The sequence below is a fragment of the Pseudofrankia sp. EUN1h genome (genome assembly GCF_001854645.1).
In the GTDB taxonomy this organism is placed as follows: domain Bacteria; phylum Actinomycetota; class Actinomycetes; order Frankiales; family Frankiaceae; genus Pseudofrankia; species Pseudofrankia saprophytica.
This window is the reverse complement of sequence record NZ_MBLN01000087.1, coordinates 51,447-75,649: the sequence shown is the minus strand read 5'-3', so window position 1 is coordinate 75,649 and position 24,203 is coordinate 51,447. Positions and strand designations below refer to the sequence as shown.

18 protein-coding genes are annotated in these 24,203 nt (G+C 70.0%); 7 read left to right on the top strand and 11 right to left on the bottom strand.

Annotation, left to right across the window (positions count from 1 at the left end):
• The 8 genes from BCD49_RS34355 to BCD49_RS34320 form a co-directional block, all read right to left on the bottom strand.
• On the bottom strand, positions 1 to 787 hold a 787-nt coding region (locus BCD49_RS34355; RefSeq protein ID WP_158072985.1), incomplete at its 3' end, for an amidohydrolase family protein.
• Positions 788 to 866: 79 nt separating this feature from the next.
• Positions 867 to 2,168, bottom strand: coding sequence for an acyl-CoA dehydrogenase family protein (locus BCD49_RS34350; protein WP_071042344.1), 1,302 nt, complete (start codon positions 2,166 to 2,168; stop codon positions 867 to 869).
• Positions 2,169 to 2,245: 77 nt separating this feature from the next.
• Positions 2,246 to 3,196: a 3-carboxyethylcatechol 2,3-dioxygenase gene (locus BCD49_RS34345; protein ID WP_007520494.1), complete on the bottom strand. Its 951-nt coding sequence runs from the start codon at positions 3,194 to 3,196 to the stop codon at positions 2,246 to 2,248.
• 31 nt (positions 3,197 to 3,227) lie between these two features.
• The gene (locus BCD49_RS34340; protein ID WP_051466276.1) at positions 3,228 to 3,767 is read right to left on the bottom strand and encodes a nuclear transport factor 2 family protein; all 540 of its coding nucleotides are present in this window, start codon (positions 3,765 to 3,767) and stop codon (positions 3,228 to 3,230) included.
• 29 nt (positions 3,768 to 3,796) lie between these two features.
• On the bottom strand, positions 3,797 to 4,732 hold the full coding sequence (locus BCD49_RS34335; protein ID WP_007520498.1) for a zinc-dependent alcohol dehydrogenase: 936 nt from the start codon (positions 4,730 to 4,732) through the stop codon (positions 3,797 to 3,799).
• 31 nt (positions 4,733 to 4,763) lie between these two features.
• Positions 4,764 to 7,583: an ABC transporter permease subunit gene (locus BCD49_RS34330; protein ID WP_071042343.1), complete on the bottom strand. Its 2,820-nt coding sequence runs from the start codon at positions 7,581 to 7,583 to the stop codon at positions 4,764 to 4,766.
• A 58-nt stretch (positions 7,584 to 7,641) separates the two neighbouring features.
• Positions 7,642 to 8,442: an ABC transporter ATP-binding protein gene (locus BCD49_RS34325; protein WP_083401875.1), complete on the bottom strand. Its 801-nt coding sequence runs from the start codon at positions 8,440 to 8,442 to the stop codon at positions 7,642 to 7,644.
• A 142-nt stretch (positions 8,443 to 8,584) separates the two neighbouring features.
• Positions 8,585 to 9,916 (bottom strand): ABC transporter substrate-binding protein, encoded by a 1,332-nt coding sequence (locus tag BCD49_RS34320; protein WP_241832452.1) that lies wholly within the window; start codon positions 9,914 to 9,916, stop codon positions 8,585 to 8,587.
• 992 nt (positions 9,917 to 10,908) lie between these two features.
• Between BCD49_RS34320 and BCD49_RS34315 the strand changes: the two genes are divergently transcribed.
• The 5 genes from BCD49_RS34315 to BCD49_RS34295 all read left to right on the top strand — a co-directional run bounded on the left by BCD49_RS34315 (position 10,909) and on the right by BCD49_RS34295 (position 15,973).
• Positions 10,909 to 11,643 (top strand): TetR/AcrR family transcriptional regulator, encoded by a 735-nt coding sequence (locus BCD49_RS34315; RefSeq protein WP_071042345.1) that lies wholly within the window; start codon positions 10,909 to 10,911, stop codon positions 11,641 to 11,643.
• 156 nt (positions 11,644 to 11,799) lie between these two features.
• Positions 11,800 to 13,242 carry an aldehyde dehydrogenase family protein gene (locus BCD49_RS34310; RefSeq protein WP_007515955.1) on the top strand — a complete coding sequence of 481 codons (1,443 nt, stop codon included), beginning with the start codon at positions 11,800 to 11,802 and terminating at the stop codon, positions 13,240 to 13,242.
• Between the two features lie 126 nt (positions 13,243 to 13,368).
• A complete protein-coding gene (locus tag BCD49_RS34305) occupies positions 13,369 to 14,565 on the top strand; it encodes a cytochrome P450 (RefSeq protein ID WP_007515954.1) in 1,197 nt (398 codons plus the stop codon).
• 17 nt (positions 14,566 to 14,582) lie between these two features.
• Positions 14,583 to 15,140 (top strand): VOC family protein, encoded by a 558-nt coding sequence (locus tag BCD49_RS34300; protein WP_007515953.1) that lies wholly within the window; start codon positions 14,583 to 14,585, stop codon positions 15,138 to 15,140.
• Positions 15,140 to 15,973, top strand: coding sequence for an SDR family oxidoreductase (locus BCD49_RS34295; protein ID WP_007515952.1), 834 nt, complete (start codon positions 15,140 to 15,142; stop codon positions 15,971 to 15,973). The genes BCD49_RS34300 and BCD49_RS34295 overlap by 1 nt, the downstream gene beginning before the upstream one ends.
• 120 nt (positions 15,974 to 16,093) lie before the next feature.
• Here the strand turns inward: BCD49_RS34295 and BCD49_RS34290 are convergent, their stop codons facing one another.
• The gene (locus BCD49_RS34290) at positions 16,094 to 16,819 is read right to left on the bottom strand and encodes a TNT domain-containing protein (protein WP_007515951.1); all 726 of its coding nucleotides are present in this window, start codon (positions 16,817 to 16,819) and stop codon (positions 16,094 to 16,096) included.
• Between the two features lie 929 nt (positions 16,820 to 17,748).
• On the bottom strand, positions 17,749 to 18,198 hold the full coding sequence (locus tag BCD49_RS34285; protein WP_007515949.1) for a MarR family winged helix-turn-helix transcriptional regulator: 450 nt from the start codon (positions 18,196 to 18,198) through the stop codon (positions 17,749 to 17,751).
• Between the two features lie 177 nt (positions 18,199 to 18,375).
• Between BCD49_RS34285 and BCD49_RS34280 the strand changes: the two genes are divergently transcribed.
• Complete coding sequence (locus BCD49_RS34280) at positions 18,376 to 19,083, top strand: hypothetical protein (RefSeq protein WP_071042340.1); 708 nt, start codon at positions 18,376 to 18,378, stop codon at positions 19,081 to 19,083.
• A 643-nt stretch (positions 19,084 to 19,726) separates the two neighbouring features.
• On the top strand, positions 19,727 to 21,928 hold the full coding sequence (locus tag BCD49_RS34275; protein ID WP_007515947.1) for an MMPL family transporter: 2,202 nt from the start codon (positions 19,727 to 19,729) through the stop codon (positions 21,926 to 21,928).
• Positions 21,929 to 22,005: 77 nt separating this feature from the next.
• Here the strand turns inward: BCD49_RS34275 and helR are convergent, their stop codons facing one another.
• Positions 22,006 to 24,198: an RNA polymerase recycling motor ATPase HelR gene (helR, locus tag BCD49_RS34270; protein ID WP_071042339.1), complete on the bottom strand. Its 2,193-nt coding sequence runs from the start codon at positions 24,196 to 24,198 to the stop codon at positions 22,006 to 22,008.
• Between the last annotated feature and the right edge of the window lie 5 nt (positions 24,199 to 24,203).

Sequence of the window (24,203 nt, the reverse complement as noted above, 5' to 3'; positions counted from 1 at the left end):
GCGCGATCTTGATCGTCGGGAACTCCTTGAGCACCCGCGACCAGAGCAGGTCAGCCGCCGCACTGCAGATGTTCATCGGCTGCAGGGTGATCAGGACGTCCATCGGGGCGTCGGGCGCGGTGAACGTGAGCTTGCCCGACGAGCCGAGGTGGATCGAGAGCACCGTGTCGGTCTCGACCAGCGCCCTCCACAGCGGATCCCAGTGCGCGTCGTGGAAGCTCGGGTAGCCCAGGGTCGCCGGGTTCTCGGTGAAGGTGATCGAATGGCAGCCCTTCGCCGCGAGCCGGTGGACCTCCGCCGCGGCCAGCTGCGGGTCCCACAGCACCGGCAGGCCCATCGGGATGAACCGGCCGGGGTAGGCGCCGCACCACTCGTCGATATGCCAGTCGTTGTACGCCTGGACGACGCTCAGCGCCAGGTCCTTGTCGTCCGCGGCCGCGAACAGCCGAGCGGAGAAACCCGGGAACGACGGGAAGCACATCGAGCCCAGCACCCCGCCCGCGGACATGTCCTTGACCCGCTCGTGGATGTCGTAACAGCCAGGGCGCATCTCGTCGAAGGCGGTCGGCTCGACGCCGTACTCCTCCTTCGGCCGCCCCGCCACCGCGTTCAGACCCACGTTCGGGATGACCGAACCGTTGAACGTCCACACATCCGAGCCGTCCTCACGACGGAGGACCTTCGGCCCCGCGTCGGTGAACCTCGCCGGCAGGCGCCCCTCGAACATGTCCGGCGGTTCGACAAGATGGTCGTCGACGCTGATCAGGATGAGGTCTTCCGCTTTCATGCCGAGCCTCCGCTCATAGATAGAATAGATAGAAATGTCATGGGCACGAGCCCGTTGCGCTCACACGGGCCCGGGGCTGTCACAGGTTCCCGATCTCCAGGTCGAGCACGCTGGCGAACTTCCGCTGCGCCTCCTCCGTCTTCCCGGGGATCCACTCGCTGGGCCACATGCCGGCGGCCGGGGTGTGGTCGCGGAGTACCTGGCGCGCGACGGTCACCTTGTGCACCTCGGTCGGGCCGTCGGCCAGGCCCAGCACGGCGGCGAGGTGGACGTACTGGAACAGCGGCATCTCGTTGGTCGTGCCGAGCGCCCCGTGCACCTGCATCGCCCGCCACGCGATGTCGTGCAGCACCGCGGGCATGACGAACTTCGCCGTGGCGATGTCCTTCCGTACCCGGTTGTAGTCGTTGTACCGGTCGATCTCCCAGGCCGTGTACAGCACGAACAGCCGAAACTGGGCGAGCTGGGCGTACGAGTCGGCGATGAAGCCCTGGACCAGTTGCTTGTCCGCCAGCAGGCCACCMTGGGTCGTTCGGCTGAGCGCCCGCTCGCACATCATGTCGAGCGCCTTGTTCGCCAGGCCGATCGTGCGCATCGCGTGGTGGATCCGGCCACCGCCGAGCCGGGTCTGCGCGACCGCGAACGCCTGGCCCTCCTCGCCGAGGAGGGCGTCCGCCGGCACGCGCACGTCCTCGTAGTGGATCAGCGCGTGATAACCCTCGTTCATCGGCTCGCCGAAGAGGCCGACGTTACGCACAATGTTGACGCCGGGGGTGTCCGTGGGGACGAGGAACATCGACATCCCCCGGTAGGCGCTCACGTCCGGGTTCGTCACCACCATGACGATCAGGAACGACGCCRTCTTGGCGTTGGACGAGAAGTACTTCCAGCCGTTGATGACCCACTCGTCGCCCTCCTTGACGGCGCGGCAGGTGAACTGGGTCGGATCCGAGCCACCGTGCGGCTCGGTCATCGAGTAGCTGGAGAAGCACTCGCCGTCCAGCAGGGGTTGCAGATATTTGTCCTTCTGCGCCTGCGTGCCGTAGTGAGCGATGATCTCCGCGTTACCGGTGTCGGGTGCCTGGGTGCCGAAGACGACCGATGCCCACAGGGTGCGGCCCAGGATCTCGTTGAGCAGCGCCAGCTTCAGCTGGCCGAAGCCCTGGCCGCCCAGTTCGGGTGCAAGATGGGTGGCCCACAGCCCCTGGCGCCGAACCTCCTCCTTCAACGGGTTGATCACCCGGCGCATCTCGTCCGTCATCGGGTCGAACTGCTGGTGCGGAAAGATGTGGTCGAGCGGTTCCACCTCCTCCCGGACGAACTCGTCGACCCAGTCCAGCTTCTTCTGGTACTCCGGGTCTGTTTCGAAATCCCAGCCCACAGGTCCTCAGCCCTTCTACTCGCGGCAGGTCGGTCACCGACGCCGGCCGGTGTCGCCGGGCACGGATGACGTCCCGGTCATGGATGTCCGGTGCCGCCGGGCCGAGCCGTGGTGACGGCGAAGCCGGCGATGTACTCGGGAATCGGGCGGTAGTAGCGATAGGTCACCTCGTAGGGACCCACCGCGTCGAGCGCGGAGTACGCGGCGATCCAGGTCCGGATCTCGTGCGCGCCGCCTCCATGCCGACCGACCTCGTCGTTGCTCCACCCGTCCAGCTCGGTGAACGCGCCGCTGGTGACCAGGGAGAGGAACTCGGTGTCCCATTCGGGACTCAGCGGCCGGCGCTCACTGGAGCCGTCGGCGAGGCGCAGACCTTCGGCGACGGCTCCCGCGTGCTTGCGCTCCGCCTCCTCGGGCGTCAGGGGACGACCGGACACGAGGCGCTCGGCCACGGCCGGGGGCGCGCTGTCGAGGGTGGGCATCGGTGGGTCGTGCGAAAGCCCACCGGAGCCGACCAGCAGCACCCGCTCGTCACGTCCCGCGAAGAACCGTCCGATGGCGGCCCCGAGCTGGCGGGTTCGTGACAACGGTCCGAGCGGGGCGGCGGCCGAGTTGACGAACACCGGGATCACCGGCCGGGTGTCGAGCCCCCCGAACAGTTCGCGCAGCGGCTGCGCGGTGGAGTGGTCGAGCTCCATCCGGTGGGAGATCGACAGGTCGACTCCGTCCGCGAGCACCGCCTGCGCGCACGCCCACGCGAGGCCGGTCGGCACATGCAGGGTGCCCGCCAGGCTGGCGTAGTCCCCCACCGTCGTGGCCGCCAGCCCGAGGCAGAACGGCGGCATAAGGCGATAGAAGAAACCATTGAAGTGATCGGGGACGAAGGCGACGACGATATCGGGAGCGAAATCCTCGGCGAACGCGCGGGCGGCGGACAGCGCCGCCCGAACGTCCGTCTCCAGCTCCGGGCGTTGTTCGGTTATATCGAGTAGCGGGCTATGGGACATGCARCAAAGAGCCAAAGGCATCGCAACCTCCGATTGCGCGGCGGAGCGTGCTCTACGGGCTGGCGAGGATTCGGCGCATGGTGGCGCGCGATTCGGCGGATCCGTCGAGCACACGGTTGTAGCGCTCCGTGATTCGCCAGCCGTCGGCCGTGCGTGCCAGTGCCCAGTGGTTGATGGCGGCTCGCCAGACGAACCAGCGGTCGTCCTCCTTGCGGATCACGAGGGAGTAGCCGACGGCTTCGGCCGTCTCACCGTGAAGGGCGATGTGGGGTGTGGCCGTGAGGTGAGCGACGCCCGCGGCGACCAGGCCCGCGTGCACGTCGCCCTCGTACAGGGCGGCCAGTCCACGCGGCGCCTCGACGCGGGTGCCGTCGCCGGTCACGCCGGTGAAGTCATAGCCGCCGCCGGCGACCCACAGGTCGGCCGCCTCGGCCGCCGACCCGCTGTCGACCAGCGGGCCGTAACGGTTGAGCAGGCGGAGGATGTCCAGCTGGTCCTCCGCCGCGCGCAGCCGGCCTTCCAGCTCGTCGAGCCGCTGGTCCACGCCCCGGAGGGCTCGCCCGCGCTCGCGCCGGATCCGACGCAGGTGCATCACCGCCGTGCCACCCTCCTCGGCGCTTCCTACGGTTCGAGCATGACGCGGATGGCGCCCGACTTCTTGTCGCCCGCGACCCGGAAGGCCTCCTCGGCGTCCTCGATCGGGAAGCGGTGCGTGACGAGTGTCTGGACGATCTCGGGGTCATCGGCGAGCATGGCCGCGGCGTCCGCCATCTCCCGCCCGGAGCCGTGGTGGCAATAGCCGACCGACGGCAGCAGCCGCGCCTCGCGGAGGAACAGCGGCAGCCAGTTGACCTCGATCGGGCCCATGTAGACCCCGACGACGACGATCGTGCCGCCGGGCGCGACGAGATCGATCGCCTGGGAGAGGGCGGCCGGGTTCCCGGCCGCCTCGACCACCACGTCGTACTGGCCCTCGACGCCGATCTTCGCGCCGAGCCGTTCGGCGGCCTCGATCTGGTGCGGGTACCGCGCCTCGATCGCGACGTCCTCGGCGCCCTGCCGGCGCGCGCCGGCGACGGCGAGCAGGCCGAGGCCGCCGGCGCCGACGACGGCGACCCGGGTGTTCGCGCTGGTGCCGGCCAGCCGTAACGCGTGCCAGGAGACCGCGGCGGGTTCGGCGAGGGCCGCGTCGCGCAGGTCGAGGCCGTTGGGCAGCGGGACCAGCCGGTGGGCGGGCGCGCGGAACTGCTCCGCCATGCCGCCGTCGGCGCTGAACCCGAGCGAGTGCTCGCCGTGCGTCGGGCAGCGGTTGAACTGCCCGCTCTGGCACTGGGCACACTCGCCGCAGCCGTAGATCGCCTCGACGATGTACCCGCCGCCGTCCTCGCCGACGCCGGCCAGCTCGTGGCCGAGGATGAAGCGGCAGCCGTAGGAGATGTAGAGCAGATCCGAGCTGCAGATGCTCGTCGAGCGCATCTGGAGGAGTTCGCCGGTACCGGGCGGCTCGGGAAGATCGACGACCTGGACGCCGCCTTCCGCGGCACGTACGGCTTTCATGGTTACTCCCTCATGGTCTACGCGGTGGGTACTAGGCAAGGGGGGTGGCGGTCTGGGGCATCGCGCTCGCGGCCCCGGGGCGCTCGGCGGGCTCGGCGGGCTCGGCGGAGACGTCGCTGATGCCGAGGTACGACTGGACCAGCAGGTCCGAGTCGACCTGGTCGGTCGGCCGCTCCCAGGACACCCGGCCGGCGGCCATGAAGACGATCCGGTCGGCGAGCGCGACGACGTCGTGGGCCTTCTCCTCGACCAGCAGGATCGCCGTGCCGGCCGCGCGCAGCTCCTGCAGCGCCGCGTACACCTCGGCGACGATCAGCGGGGCGAGGCCGAGCGACGGCTCGTCGACGATCAGCAGGTCCGGCGGCTTGACCAGCGCCGGCGCGAGCGCCAGCATCTGCTGCTCGCCGCCGGACAGCGACCCGGCGAGCTGGCCGCGACGCTCACCGAGCACCGGGAACCGGCGGTAGGCGGCATCCCGGTCCGGCTCGCCCGGCAGCCACAGCGAGAGGTTCTCGTCCACCGTCAGAGCAGGGAAGATGCCCCGTCCCTCGGGGATGAGGAAAGCGCCGTGCCGGACCCGCCGGTGCGGCGGCAACGCCGTCACGTCCGTGCCTCCGAGCCGGATCACCCCCTTGGTCACCGGCAGGCCGCCAGTGACGACCGAGCAGAGCGTCGTCTTGCCGGCACCGTTCGCGCCGATGAGCGCGAGCGCCTCGCCGGCGCGCAGGGCCAGGTCGACGCCGTGCAGCACCTCCACGGCGCCGTAGCCCGCGCGCACGCCGGTGATCTCGAGCACCAGCGGTGTGCCAGCGGCGTCGGGGACCCGGGCGGTGCCGGTCGTCCCGGCCGCCGCGGCCGGGCCCGCGGCGTCGGCCGTGCCGGGCGAGGCCACGGCCGGTGCGGCCGCGGCGGCCCGCGCCCGCAGCGCCCGCTCCTCCCGCCGGCGGCGCCGCTCGAACCGCTGCTGCGCGGTGAGGGCGAGGATGCCGTCCGGGTTCTGCGCCAGGTTGATCGCGGCCAGGCCGGACAGCACCTGGGGCAGGTACGAGGTCTGCGCGACGTGGCTGAGCAGCTCGGGGCTGACCGCCGCGCCGAGGCCGGCGATCACCGCGGCGCCGGGCCGGCGCACCCCGAACACCACGATCGTCGCGAGCCAGAACAGCCCGGTCTCGACCGGGTAGTCGAGGTGGGTGACGCGGCCGGACGACACGGCGAGCAGGACGCCGCCGAAGCCGGCGATCGCCGCCGAGAGGGCGAACACCGCCGTCTTCGTGCGGGCGGCGGAGACGCCGATGGTCACCGTTCCCGGCTCGGTGGCCCGCAGCGCCGCCATCGCCCGGCCGGAGCTCGACCGGATCAGGTTCCGTACCAGCAGGACGACGATTCCCAGCACGATCGCCAGAAATATGATCATCGATCGGGAGTCGGCGAGGTCCACCGGACCCAGCTTCGGCGGGCTCAGCACCCATCCCCCGACGTCGTTGCGGCTCACCCCGCGCAACTGGAAGAAGAGGTTCTGGCAGATGTAGGCGAGCGCTAGCGTCGCCAGCGCCAGCGGCAGCCCGCCGAGGCGGCGCGCGGGCAGCGAGACCACGACCCCCATCGCGGTGGCCACCAGCGTGCCGAGGACCAGCGCGACCAGGAACGGCCAGTGATGGCTGGCCACCCAGCCGGCGGTGATTCCCGCGGCGGTGACGAACGCGGCCTGCGCGAGGCTGACCATGCCCCCGATGCCGGTCACCACCGTGAAGGACAGCAGCACCACCGACAGCGCCAGACCTCGGATGATCAGCGACTGCCAGTAGTCGTCCGCGAAGAACAACGCGTAGCCCAGGATGATGACGGACCACCCGGTCCACACGATCAGCTTCCGGCGCTTCGGCTCCTCGCCGTACGAGGGAGCGGGCGGGTCGTCGTCGATCTGGGTGCCGGCGCGGCGGCTGCGGTCGACGGCGAACACGAACAGCAGCAGGAACAGGAGGAAGAACGGCACTGAGGTGCTGAATCCGGTGATGTTGTCCGCGAAGTGGGCGTAGCCCACGACGAGGTTCTGGATGACCCCGATCAGCAACCCGCCGGCCAGCGCGAGCGGGATCGAGCGGAAGCGCGCGAACACCACGGCGGGCGTGGAGATGAGAACCACCGTCGTGAACACCGGCGTGTTGAGCGTGAAGATCGGAGCCAGCAGGACCCCGGCGAGACCGGCCAGGAAGCTGCCGAGCATCCAGGACGTCGCGGAGGTCCGGTCGGGGTCGATGCCGCGCAGCGCCGCCAGGCCGCGCCGGTCCACGACCGCCCGCATCCGCAGTCCCAGCCGGGTCCGCCGCAGCAGCACCCACAGGCCCACCGCCGTCACGACCGCCGCGGCGAAGACGGCGACCTGGTTGCTGTCCAGCAGGATGGTGCCGACCGTCCAGGTCTGCTTCGGCGACGGGCCGAGCCCCGGGATCAGGAACAGTTCCTCGATCCCGGCGATGCCCAGGTGGAACCACACGTTGAGCCGGTCGGCGACGAACAGGCAGATGCCGGGCACCGCGATCAGCAGGCCGACCGGGACCACTATCTTCACCGCCACCGAGGCGTAGGTCAGCCGGCGGTAGATCACCCGGTCCAGCACGAAGCCCAGCAGCGGCGCGAAGACCAGGATCGCGATGATCGCCGCCGGGATGATCGGGATCCCCGCGGTGACGTTGAGCTGCACGAACAGGTACGCGGTGGCGAACGCGACCGCGCCATGCGCGAAGTTGAAGATGCCAGAGGTCTGGTAGGTCAGGACGACGCCAGCCGCCAGAATGGCATACAGGCCGCCGGCGACGATGCCGCCGACGACCAGGTTGAGGAACTCCTCCACTACTGTGCCCTTCGCTGGAGACCCGGTCGGCCGGTCACTCGTAAGGTCATGGGCCTGATCAACCGAGATAGGCCRCTCGGACGTCGGGATGCGCCTGAATCTCGTCCGGCGTTCCCTCCGCGAGCACGGCGCCGAGGTTCAGCACCGCCACCCGATCCGACTGCCCCATGACGAAACCCACGTCGTGCTCGACGAGCAGGATCGCCACCCCCTGCGACCGCAGCCGCTGGATCTGCTCGCCGAAACGCTCCGTCTCCTGGTGGGACAGGCCCGACGTCGGCTCGTCCAGCAGCAGTAGCCGCGGCCCGTCGGCGATCGCCCGGGCCAGCTCCACCAGCCGCGCCTGGCCGATCGGCAGCGAGCCGGCCGGCCGGTGCCGCAGGTCCGCCACCCCGCACTCCTCGAGCACCGCGGCCGCGCGCTCGCGCCGCTCGGCCTCCCGCCGGCGGCGGGCGGGCGCGGCGAACAGGTCGGCCACCAGGCCGCCACCGCCACCGCGCCACTCCATCGACGCCAGCACGTTGTCCTCGACCGAGAGCCGGCCGTAGAGCTGGGTGCGCTGGAACGTGCGACGCACCCCCGATCGCGCCCGCCGGTCCGGCAGCTGGCGGGTCACGTCGACGCCGTCCAGGTGCACGGCGCCGGAGGTCGGCGGGGTGAGKCCCGAGATGATGTCGAACAGGGTCGTCTTGCCGGCGCCGTTCGGGCCGATCAGGCCGCGCACCTCGCCCGGCTCGACTCGCAGCGAGACGTCCCGGATGGCGGTGAGCCCGCCAAAGCGCTTGGTGATGCCACGGACCTCGCACACGGGGCCCGCCGACGCCGCGACGACGTCGCTGTCAGGGCTGGTCGCAACCACGCCCGCTCCTTCTCCGGCCCGCCTGGGCCAGTCGCGGCCGATGGGAGCGTCGGGCCATCCGGGCCCGACGCCCCCTCGACGCCGTTTCGCCGCGCGGGCGGGAAGGGGTGCCGGTCTTCCCGCCCGCGTCCTTCACGGGGAGCTAGTTCGCGTACGGATCGTTGCAGACGAGCGGGACGGCCAGCGAGTACTTTCCGTCCTTCAGATGGGCGGCGGTCGCGCACGGTGCCGCGTAGAAGTGGTTCTGCGGCCAGGTGGTCTTGCCCAGGAAGATGCCGTCGCCGTAGTGGAAGTCCGGGCCGTTCAAGGTGCTCAGGAACTTGTCGACGGTGAGGTCTTTCCCGGTCGCCTTGAGGCCCGCGATCACCATGTCGGCAGCGATCCAGCCCATCGCGCTCGTGATGGACAGCCCCGCGCCCTTCCCGTACTTGGTGACATCATCCGCCATCTGCCGGACCGTCGCGTTGTCCGTCGACTGGAAGGGCAGCCACTGCAGATAGGTGTAGGTGTCGTCGAGGGCCTTCAGTCCGGTCAGCCGCGGGTCGTAGCCCACCGCGCTGATCTGAATGCCCTTGTACCCCGCGGCCGTCATCGTCTGGGCCAGCGCGGTGACGTTCACGAAGTCGGTGACGTGGTAGATCATCGCCGGCGGCTTGCCGTTGTTGGCCGTCATGATCTGCCGGACCAGCGACGACGGGTCAGYCGGCGGCTGCCCGAACTGCAGCGCGTTGCTGGTCATGACGACCTTCAGCCCGGCGCGTTCCAGGGAGGCCTTCGTGTCCGCCACACCCTGCCGGGCCGCGGAGTTGTCGACKCCCAGCAGCACGACGCTCTTGTCGGAGGAGTCCTTGAGCAGCTCGACGTACGGGCCGTACTGGATCGAGTTGTACTTGTCCGGGAGCAGGCAGCCGGTGAAGCCGAAGGTGTTCGCCCGGTTGCACAGGCCGTTGTTGAACGACCAGCCGAACGCCGGCACCTCGTTCGTGCACAGCGCGTCCGCGTAGGCCCCGATCGGCGTGGCCACCGGGGCCACGGCGAAGACGTTCTCGTTCTCGGCGAGCTTCTTGCCGGCGTCCGCGTTCTGCTGTGCGTTGGAGCCGTCGTCGGTCATGCCGATGTAGTCGATCTTGCGGCCGAAGACACCGCCGGCCGCGTTCTCCCGGGCGAACCGGGCCGCCGCGCCCAGGTCAGTCTCCTGGTAGGTGGAGGTGCCGGCGTTGCTGAGCGTCCCGAGCCCACCGATCTTGATGCTGGTGTCGGTGATCCCGCGGGTTGGGTTCGGCGCCTTGTCGGCGCACTGGAGGCTGCTCGGTGCCGGGATCGTGTTCCAGGTGGCGGGGGTGCTGGCGGTGGAGCGCGACAGTGTCGCCGTCCCGGCGCTCGCGGCCGCCGAGGCCGTGCCTCCTCCTCCCCCTCCGCCGCCGTCACTGCCGCTGCCGCAGGCCGCCGCAAGAGCGAGCGTCGTCGCCAGCACGGGTAATAAGCCTTTCCGGAACCTCATGTACGTATGACCTTTCCTCAGTGATCGATATGTGGTCGTCGTGCCGGTGGACCGGCCGCGACAGTCCCGTGCCGCCATCTCGCCGATGCGGTTCGGGCCTGGACGGCGGCACGCCGCGCGGAATTCATGGATTGAGGGGTCGCGAAGCAGCCGACGGCCGTCAAAGGACGCGGCAGAACTTCCGCGACGATGCCGCGAAGCACGCTGAAGGCGCGCCTCGCCAGAAATGAGCACACATATCGGCGCTTCCCGAACGCCTGACGGCGGACGGTCACGACGGCCCTAAAGGGCGCGGCCCGCAACCGCTCTCTCGTCAGTACGCGTCGGTAAGCGACCCTGCCCACCGGGTGAGTACGCCCACTCGACCCGATTGGTCAGAACGTGAGGGACGGTCACAGTTTCCGGTGTCAAAGTCAAGACCTTGACGTTGGTCACCATCCGCGCACGGTCGACCACTCCTGCCGATCATCCGGGCGGCATGCGCCGGGCCGCCGCGAGCGGCCCCGGAACGCCCCTTCGAGTGGGCAGGCCGTCGCCACGCCCGTACCGATGGACGGCCGCGGCCGGGCCCACGGCCCCCGACCAGACCCGGCGGGTTCTGACCAGCCGGAAGACGCTTGCCGCCTCGTCGCGGAGCGTCTACATTTGCGTCAACTTTTCCAGACATGATCGTCAAAATATTTTTACGATCATGTCAGTTTCTGGCCCCGCCTCGGCGTCGGCCTCGAGCACCCGGCCGCCGGCGAGCGCCGTCGGCCGACCGCCAGGCGGCGGCACCTGGGCACGGAAGGCGGGCGAGCGGTGAAGGAGACACACGCGGCCTGGCCCGAGCGGCCGGCGCCGAGAAGCCACGCGCCCCCGGCGCCGAACGCCGGGTGATCGTCGAAGCGGACCGGTCGGCCGTCGACGGGCCTTGCATGTCTGGCACTGTCGCGATGTCCGCACCGGCCCTGAAGGAGCAGCAGATGGAGCCCGCCCCCCAACCAAGCCCGGCGACGGCGACGCCCCCGACCATCGGCGTCGATGTCCGCCCGCGTGCCCAGCAGCGCTGGGACGACGACGGGCCGCGCTCGCGGCGAGGGGCCGAGACGAGGGCACGCCTGGTCGAGGCGGCGAAGGCGGTCTTCGAGGAGAAGGGCTTCCACGAGGCCCGGATCTCGGACGTCGCCGAACGGGCCGGCCTGACCCACAGCGCCTTCTACCACTACTTCGACTCGAAGGAGGACATCCTGCTCGAGGTGGCCGCGGTCCTCGATCACACGCTGAACGCCGGCGTGGACATCATCCTGGACCCGTCCTCCACCGCGACCCCGCGCGAGCGCATAGCCGCGGCCATGCGCATCCGCCTCGAGGCGCATCGCAAGGAAGCCCGGATCATGAACGTGATCGAGCAGGTGTCGCGGCACAACGAGCAGGTCCGGGCGCTCTGGACCCAGTTCTACAAGCAGYACGTCAAGGAGATGGCCAACTCGATCGAACAGCTCCAGCGCCGCGGCCTCGCGGATCCCGCCCTCGACCCCGTCATGACGACCGACGCCCTGGCCGTGATGACCATACGGTTCGCCGAACAGTCCCTCCTGCAGGACGACGCCGGATACGACTTCGACGCCGCCGTCGAGCAGATCACCCGGATATACATCAACGCGCTGCAACTACGTGACCCCAGGAAGCCGCGCCGCCGCCGAGACGACACCGGCTGACGACGACACCGGCCATCGGCGYGCGACGTCGGCCAACCCRCACGGCCCGCGCCCCGGCGACCCGGCGCCCCACCACCATCCCGAACACCGACCCAACGCTGCGCGGCAGCAGGGAGAACAGTGCCTGCAACGGGGAAGACTCGTTCCGAGCCGAGGATGCTCATCGACGGTGAGCTGGTCGACGCGGACTCGGGCAAGACATTCGACAACATCAACCCGGCGACCGAGGAGTTACTGGGCCAGGTCGCCGACGCCTCGAACGCCGAGATGCGACGCGCGATCGCCGCGGCCCGGCGCGCGTTCGACACGACGGACTGGTCGACCAACCGGGCGTTGCGCGCGCGGTGCCTCCAGCAGCTCCAGGACGCCCTGGAGGCCGAGCGCGAGGAGCTGCGGGAGGAGCTGATCCTCGAGGTCGGCTGCCCGCGCATGGTGACGAACGGCCCGCAGCTCGACGACCCRCTGTCGAGCGCGCTGCGCTACCCGGCGAAACTGATCGAGGAGTTTCACTGGGAGACCGAGCTGCCCGACGCCCCMGCGATGGGCGTGCTCACCCAGCGGCGCATCTGGAAGGAACCGGTCGGCGTCGTCGGCGCGATCGTTCCCTGGAACTTCCCGTTCGAGGTCGCGCTGAACAAGCTCGGCCAGGTGCTGGCGACGGGGAACACGGTGGTGCTCAAGCCCGCCCCGGACACGCCGTGGAACGCCACCCGGATCGGCCGGCTCGTCGCCGAACGCACCGACATCCCGCCCGGCGTCGTCAACGTCGTCACGTCCTCGGACCATCTGGTCGGCGAGGAGCTCACCCTCTCCCCCCAGGTCGACCTCATCTCCTTCACCGGGTCCACGGCCGTGGGGCAGCGGATCATGGAGAAGGGCGCCGCCACGCTGAAGCGGGTCTTCCTCGAACTCGGCGGCAAGTCCGCCACCATCGTGCTGGAGGACGCCGACCTCGCGACGGCGGTCCTGGCCGGCATGGGCGTCTGCTACCACGCGGGCCAGGGCTGCGCCATCCAGACCCGGATGCTGCTGCCCCGGTCCCGGTACGCCGAGGGCGTCGAGATCCTCAAGGCTGCGCTCGCGGCGGCGCCGTACGGCGACCCGCAGCGCCCGGACGTGATGATGGGCCCGCTCGTCTCGGCGAAGCAGCGCGACCGGGTGCTCGGCTACATCGAGAGGGGCGTCCAGGAAGGCGCGACGCTCGCCCTCGGCGGCGGCCGCCCCGCGCACCTGCCTAAGGGCTGGTACGTCGAGCCGACCCTGTTCACCGACGTGGACAACTCGATGACGATCGCCCAGGAGGAGATCTTCGGGCCGGTTCTCGTCGTGATCCCGTTCGAGGACGACGACGACGCCGTGCGGATCGCCAACGACAGCCGGTACGGGCTTTCGGGCGCCGTCTTCAGCGGCTCCCTCGAACGCTCACTGGCCGTCGCGCGCCGCGTACGGACCGGCGACCTGGGCATCAACGGCGGCACGCCGTACGGCGCCGATCTCCCCTTCGGCGGCTACAAGCACAGCGGCATCGGCCGGCAGAACGGCATCGAAGGGTTCGAGCAGTACCTGGAGACGAAGTCGGTGGCCTGGCCGAAGGCCTGATTCCCCGGCTCGCGAACCCGCCCCTCGGGCACCCACGTCGGTACCCACGTCGTCACCCGACGTGGGTACCGCGGCACGGCCAACCCACGGATCGCCATCCACCTGCCAGTGACAAGGAGCGTCGCCGTGCCCGTGACGGCAAGCGGAAAAGACCTTTACTACGACCCCTATGACTTCGAGATCGACGCGGACCCCTATCCGGTGTGGCGCCGGCTGCGCGACGAGGCACCTCTCTACTACAACGCCAAGCACGACTTCTACGCGCTGAGCCGGTTCGAGGACGTGGAGCCCTGCCTCAGCACCTGGCAGACCTACCGGTCCGGGCGGGGCACCGTCCTCGAGATGATCAAGGCGAACGTCCCGAGCCCGCCGGGGTCGATCCTGTTCGAGGACCCGCCGGTCCACCAGGTCCACCGCGGCGTCATGGCCCGCGTGTTCACACCCAAGAAGATGAACGCGCTCGAGCCGAGGGTCCGCGAGTTCTGCCAGCGCTCGCTCGACCCGCTGGTCGGATCGGGCGGCTTCGACTTCGTCGCGGACCTCGGCGCGGCGATGCCCATGCGCGTCATCGGCTATCTCCTCGGCATTCCGGAAGCCGAGCAGGAGGCGATCCGGCGGCTCTTCGACGACAACCTGCGGCTCACGGACGGCGACGACCACGCGCCGCCCGACCTGACGCTCACCGCGCCGTTCGCCGAATTCCTCGACTGGCGCGCCGAGCACCCGTCCGACGACCTCATGACCGACCTCCTGACCGCCGAGTTCGTGGACGAGACCGGCACCACCCGCACCCTGACGCGGGAGGAGGTCCTGAACTACGTCTACCTGCTCGCCGGGGCCGGCAACGAGACGACGGCGCGGCTCATCGGCTGGACCGGCAAGCTGCTCGGCGAGCACCCGGACCAGCGGCGCGAGCTCGTCGGGAACCGAGCGCTGATCCCCAACGCGGTGGAGGAGCTCCTGCGCTACGAGTCCCCCTCGCCCGTGCAGGCCCGCTACGTCGACCACGACGTCGAGCACTGGGGCCAGACCGTGCCCGAGGGCAGCGTGATGCTGCTCCTCAACGGCTCCGCCAACCGCGACGAGCGCCGGTTCCCGGACCCCGACCGCTTCGACATCCACCGCGACGTCGGTCGCCACCTCTCCTTCGGCTACGGCATCCACCACTGCCTCGGCGCCGCGCTGGTCCGCATCGAGGGCCGGATCGCCCTCGACGAGGTCCTCAACCGGTTCCCCGACTGGGAGGTCGACTGGGCGAACGCCGTCCAGGCCCGCACCTCGACCGTGCGCGGCTGGGAGAAGCTCCCCGTCCGCGTTTCCTGACCGCAACGGAGGCACTCATGAGCGCATTACCCGACTCCACCGTCGCTCCGGCCATCCTTCCCGGAGCGGTGCGCCAGATCGGCTACATCGTCCGCGACCTCGACAAGGCCCTGGCCAGCTGGCTCGAGCTGGGCGTCGGGCCCTGGTACGTCCTGCGGGGGCAGACCGAGAGCGGGACCTATCGCGGCGCGCCCTGCACCGTCACCGTGTCGATCGCCTTCGGCAACAGCGGCGACCTCCAGGTCGAACTCATCTGCCCGGAGGATGACACCCCCAGCATCTACCGGGAGTTCCTCGACGCCGGCCAGGAGGGCTTCCACCAGCTCGCCTGGTGGACCGACGACTTCCCGGCCACCATGCGCTCGGTCGAGGCCGCCGGCTGGCCGGTGGTCTGGTCCGGCGACGGCGGTGGCGCCGCTCGCTACGCCTACGTCGAGCCGCCGAGCGGCCCGGCGACGATCGTCGAGATCATGGAGGCGACGGCCGCGACCGAGGGCATCGCGACCCTCGTCCGGCAGGCCGCGGTCGACTGGGACGGCAGCGAGCCGATCCGCGCCATCGAGCTGGGGGCGTGATGACGACCGTCGGCATCGCGACCGGCGCCGGGCGCGGCATGGGGCTCGCCTGCGCGGAGCGGCTCACCACCATGGTCGACACCCTGCTGCTGGTCGACCTGGACGAGTCGGTGACGGAGGTCGCCCAGAAACTTGCGGCCGCCAGCGGCACGGCCGTGGAGCCGTTCGTCCTCGACGTCACCGACGGCGACGGCCTGGCCCGGCTCGCCGCCCGGGCCGGCGAGCTCGGCACGCTGCGGGCCGTCGCCCACGCCGCGGGCATCTCGCCGACGATGGCCGACTGGCGCCGCATCTTCACGGTGGACCTCGTGGGCACGGCCATGCTCGCCGACGCGCTGCGCCCGCTCACGACGGCCGGGACTGCCACGGTGTGCTTCGCGTCCATGGCGCCGCACCTGATGATCAGCGAGCCGCACCCGGCCGCCGACGCCGTGCTCGACGACCCGCTCACCGCGGACTTCCTCGACCGGCTGCACGAGGTCCTCGGGGCGGCGGTCGAGGACTCCGGGCTGGCCTACTCCTGGGCCAAGCGCGGCGTGCAGCGCTTCGTCCAGCGGGAGGCGGTGCGGGTGGGGCCGCTCGGCGGCCGGGTCTGCTCCCTGTCGCCGGGCATCATCGACACGCCGCAGGGCCGGCAGGAGGCGGAGACCCAGCCCATCATGCAGACGCTGGTGGAACAGACGCCGCTCGGCCGCATCGGGCAGGCGGACGACGTGGCCGACGTCGTGGCCTTCCTCCTGTCCGACCAGGCCCGATTCGTCACCGGCATCGACATCCTGGTCGACGGCGGCATCTGCGCCGCCGTGCGCCAGCCCGCGGCCGCGCAGGGGTAGCCCGACGCAGCCCGACGCCGCGCCCCCCGAGTCACCTGAGAACGGCGTCGTGGCCCGCCCGGTGTCCGGACGGGGCCACGACGCCGTCGTCATCGCCGGACGACCGCTCGGCTTGTCCTGCTACAGCAGGTCGTCATCCACCGGCACCTCCGCGAGGTAGCCGTTGTCGAGCAGGTACTGGGTCTGCAGGTTCCCGCTCGCCTGGTCGCACTGCGATGAGGCCGTCGCCCCGGGGACCAGGGCGCAGACCACCTGGTACTGCACGCCGTCACCGGGCTGGTCGAACCACGGGCGGATCGCTCCGGAGTAGACGGTGATCGGGCGCAGCACCTGGTAGGCGTGGTAGTTGCACCCACCCGGGTTCGCGGGGTCGTTCAGGTTGGTGGGCGGAAGGGACCGGTCCTCGTAGTCCGTCCCCCGGGGGGCCAGGAAGCTACCGGTGGTCCGGCCGAAACGGTCGATCTGCTGGCCGGGGGCCAAGGACATCGCGGCCCGTACCGGCGAGCCATCGGTGTTGAGGTAGTAGCCGTTCTGCGGTGGGTACATCCAGTTCCCCGGGGTGGCCGGGAACGGGGAGAAGCTTGCCGAGGGGTCCCACCAGGTGGCCAGGAACTGCCGTTTCGGCTCGTTGCCGGTCCTGTCGTAGTCGCTGACCTGCTCGCCGACGTCACCGAAGAACGGAAGTTTCGCCGGGCCAAGGCGTGGGTCGTTCTGGAAAGAGGCGGCCGAGCACTGCTCGAAGGGATCGATCAGGGGCGCGCCGTCGGCCGCGGCCGACGCCGAACCCGCCGTGGCGAAAAGCAGCCCCCCGGCTAGCAGTGAGACAAGCGTGTTGCGAAGTCGCACCCGTTCCTCCCAGAGGTGACCACGGCGGCGTGATGACCTTGGAGATTAGTTAGATGATCTCCAGCCTGGCGGTGAGGTCGGACTGGTGCGGTATGCGGCGTGTCGTCGCCTTGGACCGATCAGGATCGACGCGGGGGCGCATTTCCGTCTCGAGCCGGAAGAAACGGGGTCGGTCGTCTGTACACGGCACCGACGGCGGCCGTGTGGGAAATCGCGGCAGGGCTGAGGGGCGCGAGTCACATCGCGCCGACACGGGCGGCGCTGGCGACCAGGACGTCCGTGGTGCGGTGAAGGAGTCGGCGATCGCGAGCAGTTGCTCCTGCGAGTAGGTCGTGGTCACCGCCCCATGTCGACGCCRAGCGGGCCGAAGACACGCGCGCGGACCTCGTCCAGCTTCGGGTTCGACGGCAGCGACACGACTGTCCGCCGCCGGTCGTCAGGGTCGGTCTGTTTCGCGCCGCTGGTGCTGGTCGAGCCGGATCGCTGGCCCACTCCCACCCGCAACGTGGGATATCCACGCCCCAGGCATCCCATATCAAAAACCCTGCTAACGCAGCCGAAGGCGCCCCACGCGCGACAGGGCCGGATACCTCATTCCCGTTGGAACGACAACCACAACGTGCGTCGCACCTCCCCTGTCGGACATTGCTACCACGTACCACTTGCGTAGGTGATGGCGCTCCAGTCCTCACCATCCCACCAGCGCGCAAGGCACTTACCTCCATCCCCGTGCATGTGAGCCGCACCCGAGCATGCCCAGGCGATCCACATTGCGAAGAGCTGAACTATGAGCCAAGTCGGGGTACTGTTACAGGAAGTAAGTTGAACGAAATGAAAGATGTGTACCGGGATCCGAACTGGTCGGAGTTCGGAGTTCGGATCTGGTATCGGTCGTCGCGCGGAAGGCGCCGCGCTTCGGTCCCTTGTGGCTACCCGAGCCGTGACACGAGATCGACGAACTGGCGCTGCTGCGCCGCGGTCAGGGGAGCGAGCACCTCCTCCTGGATCCCGTCAAGAACCGCGTCGAGCCGGAGGAGAGCTTCGGCACCCTGAGGGGTGAGCGTGACGATCTTTCGACGCTTGTGGTCGGGGTCAGACCTCCTCTCGACGAGATTCCGTGACTCGAGCTCGGTGAGAGCGGCCGTGACATCGCTTCGGTCGATGCCCGTGTCCCGGCCTAGATCGGCCTGGCTCGCAGGCCCCCATTGCTCAAGTGCCGCAAGCAGTCTGTAGTGATATCCGCGCAGCCCGTCACCATGGGCGTCGAAGCCGGCCGCCAGCAGTGCCGAGGAACGCGAGAAGGCGCGACTGATGAGCCAGGTTGGGCGCCCCGCGACCCGATCTGGCGCGCGACCGGCCGCGTCGTGATGCGCGAGCATGGCCTCAGGTTATCAGTTGTTGGCGAGGCCAACACTATGTATGTTGGATGAGCCAACATTGGTAACGCCAACATAGGAGGGCACAGGTCGACCGCGCCCGCTCCCCGCGCGCTCGGCCGCGGAAGCCGACCAGCCACAGCTCGCGTCTGGTCCACGACCCACCATGGAGATCCCACGATGAAGGCTGTGCCCACCMACGGAACCGCTCGCGTCCTCATCGTCGGGCGCAGTCCCGGCGTCCTCATGGCTGCCGCCGACATGCTGCGCGCCAAGGGCTATCTCGCGGACGCGACCAACCAGTTCGGCCAGGTACTCGACCACTACGACGTCAGCGATCTCGACGTCCTCGTCTTCGGCGGCATGGTGCCCGCCGACACCAAGCAGTACCTCCGCGACGAAATCTCCAGGCGCAATCCCGGGGTCACCTTCGTCCAGGGACTCGCCGGCATCGCCGGAGTCATCGCCGCCCAGGTCGAGGTCGTCACCCATGAGGACTCCTCGGGCGTGGCCGAGATCACATACGACGTCGCAGAACGAACCTGCCGCGTTTCGCTCTCCGAAGCCGTGCATATGACCGTCGAGGCGCTGTGGGCCACGTCGTTCACACCACCTGAGCCCACCAGCACCTCGATGCGGGTGTTCGATGGCGACCTGGCCGCCGGATCCCACGACATCACCATCCCCGACGCCGTTCCGCCCGAAGCTTCCTTCGTGACAGTCACCGTCGGTTCCCGGGTGCACGTCTTCACCGTCGGGCCCATGCCGAATTCCGTGACGAGGCTGGTGCCGACCTCGGCCACCGACCGGCGACTTCCCGACGTCGCGGCCGTCACCATTCACAGTGACGAGCAGGAGGGCAGACGCGGGGATGCCCAAACCTCGTGAGCGGCGACGCGCGCCCGCTGGGACCGCAGACCAGTCGGCGATGTGGATCTCGTCGGTGTCGGGCCAGTTGGCGACCGCGAGGGCGTCAGGGTGGCAGTGGTAGCTGGCGACGCCGATCCCATGCCGACCTGGCGCCGCTTCCCGCCCTCGTCCCCACTCGCCTTCGAAGATCACCAGGTACGTACGTGGATCCGAACTCCGGGCAGCGGCCAGTTCGGATCCGGATACAGAACTGGTGATCAAGCCCGTGGGGTACGGGTGTCTGGGCTGGTTGGCGGAGGTGCGGGGCCGAGCGGTCGCCGGCCCGTGGGCGTCGCCTTCTGGTGGCTGGCGGTCTTCGAGGTAGAGGTGTGAGTTCACTGGGCGGTGGAACATCAGTCGGACCTCGCCGCCGCCCGGCAGGTCGCCAGCGTGGCGCCGTAGGCGACCGGGGCTTCGCGGCCGAGATCGGTCGGTCGCGGCGCGGCTTCGGCGGCGCGCGGCCCCACTCACCGTTCGTCCCGCATCACCGGTTTGTCGTCACCGATGACGAACCTGCCAGCGGACATCGTTCCCGCCTGAGTCGATGAGTCGTAGCCGGGTTGTCGGTCTTCCTTGCTAGGGTTCACCCGTTTGACGTGATCTTTCAAGGCAGGGGAGTTTCGTGCGTCGGATCGCAGAGTTCGTGCTTCACCATCGCAGACTTGTATTGGTCGGCTGGCTTCTAGTCGTGGTCGCGGGCATCGCGCTTACCGGACGGACCAACAGCCGCCTGGTTATCGACTTTTCGTTGCCGGGGCAACCAGGCACCGAGACGGCAAACCAGATTGACACCGAGTTCACATCGGGCGGCAAGACCTCGCCCTATGTGGTCACCGTCACAATGCCGGCGGGTAAGGCCATCACCGGCCAGGAGGAGGCCGTCGGACGGGCGTTCGCCGCCGTGCAGCAGCAGGTGCCGCAAACCCGGGTGATCGACGAGGCGAACACCGGTGACAAGGCGTTCCGCACCAAGGATGACCACACGGCGTACGCCCTGGTCTTCTACCGGTTCGCCCACGACCCGACGGCGAAGTTGCCGACGAACGCCATCAGGGAGACGCTGACGAAGACGGCCCCCGCGGGTGCGACGATCGGCGTCACCGGCGAGGACGCGCTCGCCGTCGGCGACTCGGACGGCGGTGGCGTCGGCGTGTTCGCCGAGGTGCTCCTCGGCGCCGTCGGCGCGCTCGCGGTGCTCGCCTTCGTCTTCGCGTCGTTCCTGGCGTTCCTGCCGCTGGTCGTCGCGGCGGCCTCGATCCTGACCACGTTCGTCTTGCTGCTGCCGTTGACCTACCTCACCGACGTCTCGTTCATCGTCGAGTTCCTGGTGGCTCTCATCGGTCTCGGTGTCGCGATCGACTACTCGCTCATCCTGGTCACCCGCTGGCGGGAAGAGCGGGACCGCGGACGCGAGAACCACGACGCGGTGGTCATCGCCATGCAGACGGCCGGGCACGCGGTGATGTTCAGCGGCATCACGGTGGCCATCGGCCTGCTGGCGCTCGTGGTGCTCCCCGTGCCGTTCATGCGCAGCATCGGCCTGGGCGGCGCGCTGATTCCGCTGGCCAGCGTGTTCACCACCCTGACGCTGACGCCGGCCATCCTCGGCGGGATCGGCCCCAAGGTCGACTGGCCCAAGATCCGGCACGAGAACCGAGCCGGCAAGGCCTGGACCAGGTGGGCCCAGGCCGTGGTGCGCCGCCGGTTCGTCGCGGCGGGTGTGGCCCTGCTCGCCCTCGGCCTGCTCGTGGCCTCCTTCTTCGGCATCAAGATCGGCCTTGCCTCGTCCGACTCCCTGGCCAAGAACGGCCCGGCGTACACGGCGCTGGCGACGCTGCGGGACGGCGGCGTGCAGAACGGCGTGCTGACGCCGATGGAGGTGCTCGTCGACACGCCACAGGCGCAGGCCGTCGCCGCGGCGGCGCGGGACGTGCCCGGCGTCGACCGGGCCGTGGTGGCGACCGGCCCCGGGCAGACCGCCGGCGGGCACAGCATCGTGGTGGTGATCCCGAAGTCGGAAACCGTCAACTCGTCGTCCGTCGGACCGGTGCGCGACGTCAAGTCGGCGGTGAACGACCTGCCCGGCGTCGTCGGCGTCGCCGGGATCGGCGCGGACCAGATCGACTTCCTGAAGGCCGTCTACGGCAACTTCCCGCTGATGATCACGATCATCGCGGTGCTGACGTTCATCCTCCTCGCCCGCGCGTTCCGGTCGATCATTCTGCCGATCAAGGCCGTGCTCCTCAACCTGATCACGCTCGCCGCGACCCTCGGCTTCATGGTGCTGTTCTGGCAGCACGGCTACGGGTCCGACGCGATCTTCGGGGTACACGCGACCGGAGCGGTCACCTTCTGGATCCCGCTGATGGTCTTCGCGTTCCTGTTCGGGCTGTCGATGGACTACGAGGTGTTCATCCTGTCCCGCGTCCGGGAGGAGTACGACCGGACGGGGGACACGAACGGCGCCGTCGTCGAGGGCATCGGGCGCACCGGCCGCCTGGTGACCAGTGCCGCGCTGATCCTGTTCCTGGCGTTCCTCGCGCTCGCCACCGGTCCGGGCACCGACCTGAAGGTGTTCGCGACGGCGCTCGGCTTCGGCATCCTGCTCGACGCGACCATCGTCCGGTCGGTGCTGGTGCCCGCGCTCGTGTCGTTGTTCGGCAAGTGGAACTGGTGGTTGCCCGACTGGGCGGCCCGGGTGCTTCGCGTACCTCCGTCGCATCCGATCGAGCCGGCCGTCGCTGGCGCTGCCGCCGGCACCGGCGACGCGGTGGCGGTGCCCGAGCCGCGCGGTTCGGCCAGCCCGTCCGAGGTTCCCGACTAGCCAGACGGCGCCCGAGTAGATCCTTCACCCCGCGCGGTCCGCGCCGGCTCATCGGCCGGCGTGGACCGCGCGGCTTCTCAGGCCGCTATCCCGGTCTCGACGAGTCCGGTCAGGGCGCGGGGCAACGGGCCCTGGTGCAGGACGCCGAGGCGTTGGGTGGCACGGGTGAGGGCGACGTAGAGGTCGGCCGCGCCGCGTGGGCCGTCGGCGAGGATCCGTTCCGGTTCCACGACCAGGACGGCGTCGAACTCCAGGCCCTTCGTCTGCGACGCCGTCACCGCGCCCGGCACCCCCGCCGGCCCGATCACGACGCTGGTGCCCTCGCGGCCGGCCTCATCCCGCAGGAACTCCTCGATCGCGCCGTGCTGCTCGTCCTCGGTGACCGACCTGGACCAGGGCAGCACGCCGCAGGCGCGGACCGACTCCGGCGGCCGGACTCCTGGCGCGAACTCGGCGAGCAGCGCGGCGGCGACGTCCATGATCTCCGCCGGGGTGCGGTAGTTCACCGACAGCGACCGGTAGACCMAGCGGCCGGGCACATACGGCTCCAGCATCGTGGCCCACGAAATCGCTCCGGCCTCCGAGCGGCGTTGGGCGAGATCGCCCACCACCGTGAAGGACCGGCTCGGGCAGCGGCGCATCAGCACCCGCCAGTCCATCTCGGACAGCTCCTGGGCCTCGTCGACCACGACGTGCCGGTAGGTCCAGTCCCGGTCGGCTGCGGCGCGCTCGGCGAGCTCACGGGTGTCGTGCTCCACGAAGCGGTCCGCCAGGTCCTCGGCGTAGACCATGTCCTGCGCGAGCAGATGGTCCTCGTCGTCCATCAGGTCAGCACGGTCGATCTTGATCATGTCCAGCACGCTGGCGGCGTACTCGGCCTCGTCCTTGCGCTCCCGCTCGGCGGCCAGCGCGGCGACCCGCTCGGCCGACGCGTCGCCGCCCAGCAGGTCGACCAGCTCGTCGAGCAGCGGCACGTCCGACACCGTCCAGGCGGCGCCGTCGGCACGCAGCAGTGCCTCGTCGGCGCCCGCCGCTCGCAGCCGCTGCGGGGACGTGTACAGCGATGCCAGCAGCTCTTTCGGCATCAGCATCGGCCAGAGCTCGTCGAGCGCGGCGGTGAACCTGTCGTCGGCCGTAAGCTCCTTGAGCAGGTCCGCCCGCACGCGCTCCCACGCTGGGCGGTCCTCCCGGGTAAGCCAGCCCCGACCGATCCGGGCTGTCGCCCGTTCGGTGAGCACCCAGGTGACGATCTCGCTGAACACCGCGCGGGCCTCGTTGTGCGGCAGCCCGCTCGCGCGCGCCTCCTCCCTCCCCCACTGGGCGGTCTCGGCGTCGATCCGCACCGTGACGTCCGCCAGCTCGATCGCCACCGGCTGCTCCGGCAGCCGCTGCCGATCGGCGACCGCCGCGGCGAGCACGTCCAGGATCTTCCGGGATCCCTTCAGCCGCGCGACCTGCGGAGTGTCCTCGGCGGTGACGTGCAGGCCGGGCACGAGGTCGCCGGTGCTCATGAACACCACGGCGGACTCGCCGAGCGACGGCAGCACCCGGCCGATGTGGTTCAGGAACGCCGAGTTCGGCCCGACGACGAGCACGCCGTGACGTTCCATCCGCTCCCGCTGGGTGTAGAGCAGGTACGCGACGCGGTGCAGCGCCACCACGGTCTTCCCCGTGCCCGGGCCACCCTCGATCACCACCACGCCCGCGTTGTCGAGCCGGATGATCTCGTCCTGCTCGGCCTGGATCGTCGCCACGATGTCGCGCATCCCGTCACCGCGCGGCGCGTTGACCGCCGCGAGCAGGGCCGCGTCCCCGCGCTCGCCACCGCTGGGACGGCCGAGCACCTCGTCGGTGAAGTCGGCCACCTGACGCCCGCGGGTGTGGAACTGCCGGCGTCGGCGCATGTTCTCCGGGCTCGCCGCCGTGGCGATGTAGAACGCGCGCGACGCCGGCGCCCGCCAGTCGAGCAGCACCGGCTCGTACTCGTTCTCCTCGTCGAAGAGGCCAATCCGGCCGATGTACGAATGTTCGCCCGAAAGGGCGTCCAGCCGGCCGAAGCACAACCCGTTGTCCGCCACGTCCAGCCGCCGCACCTCCCTGGCCAGCGCGCGCACCTCGACGTCACGCTCCATCGGCGTTCCACCGGTCCCGCGCAACGTCGCCTTGAACTCGCCCTTCATCCGCGCGCGCTTGGCGTCGAGCCGCGCGTACAGCCCGGCGACGTAGTCCCGCTCGGACCGGAGTTCCTCTTCGTATTCCTGAGTCGACACATACC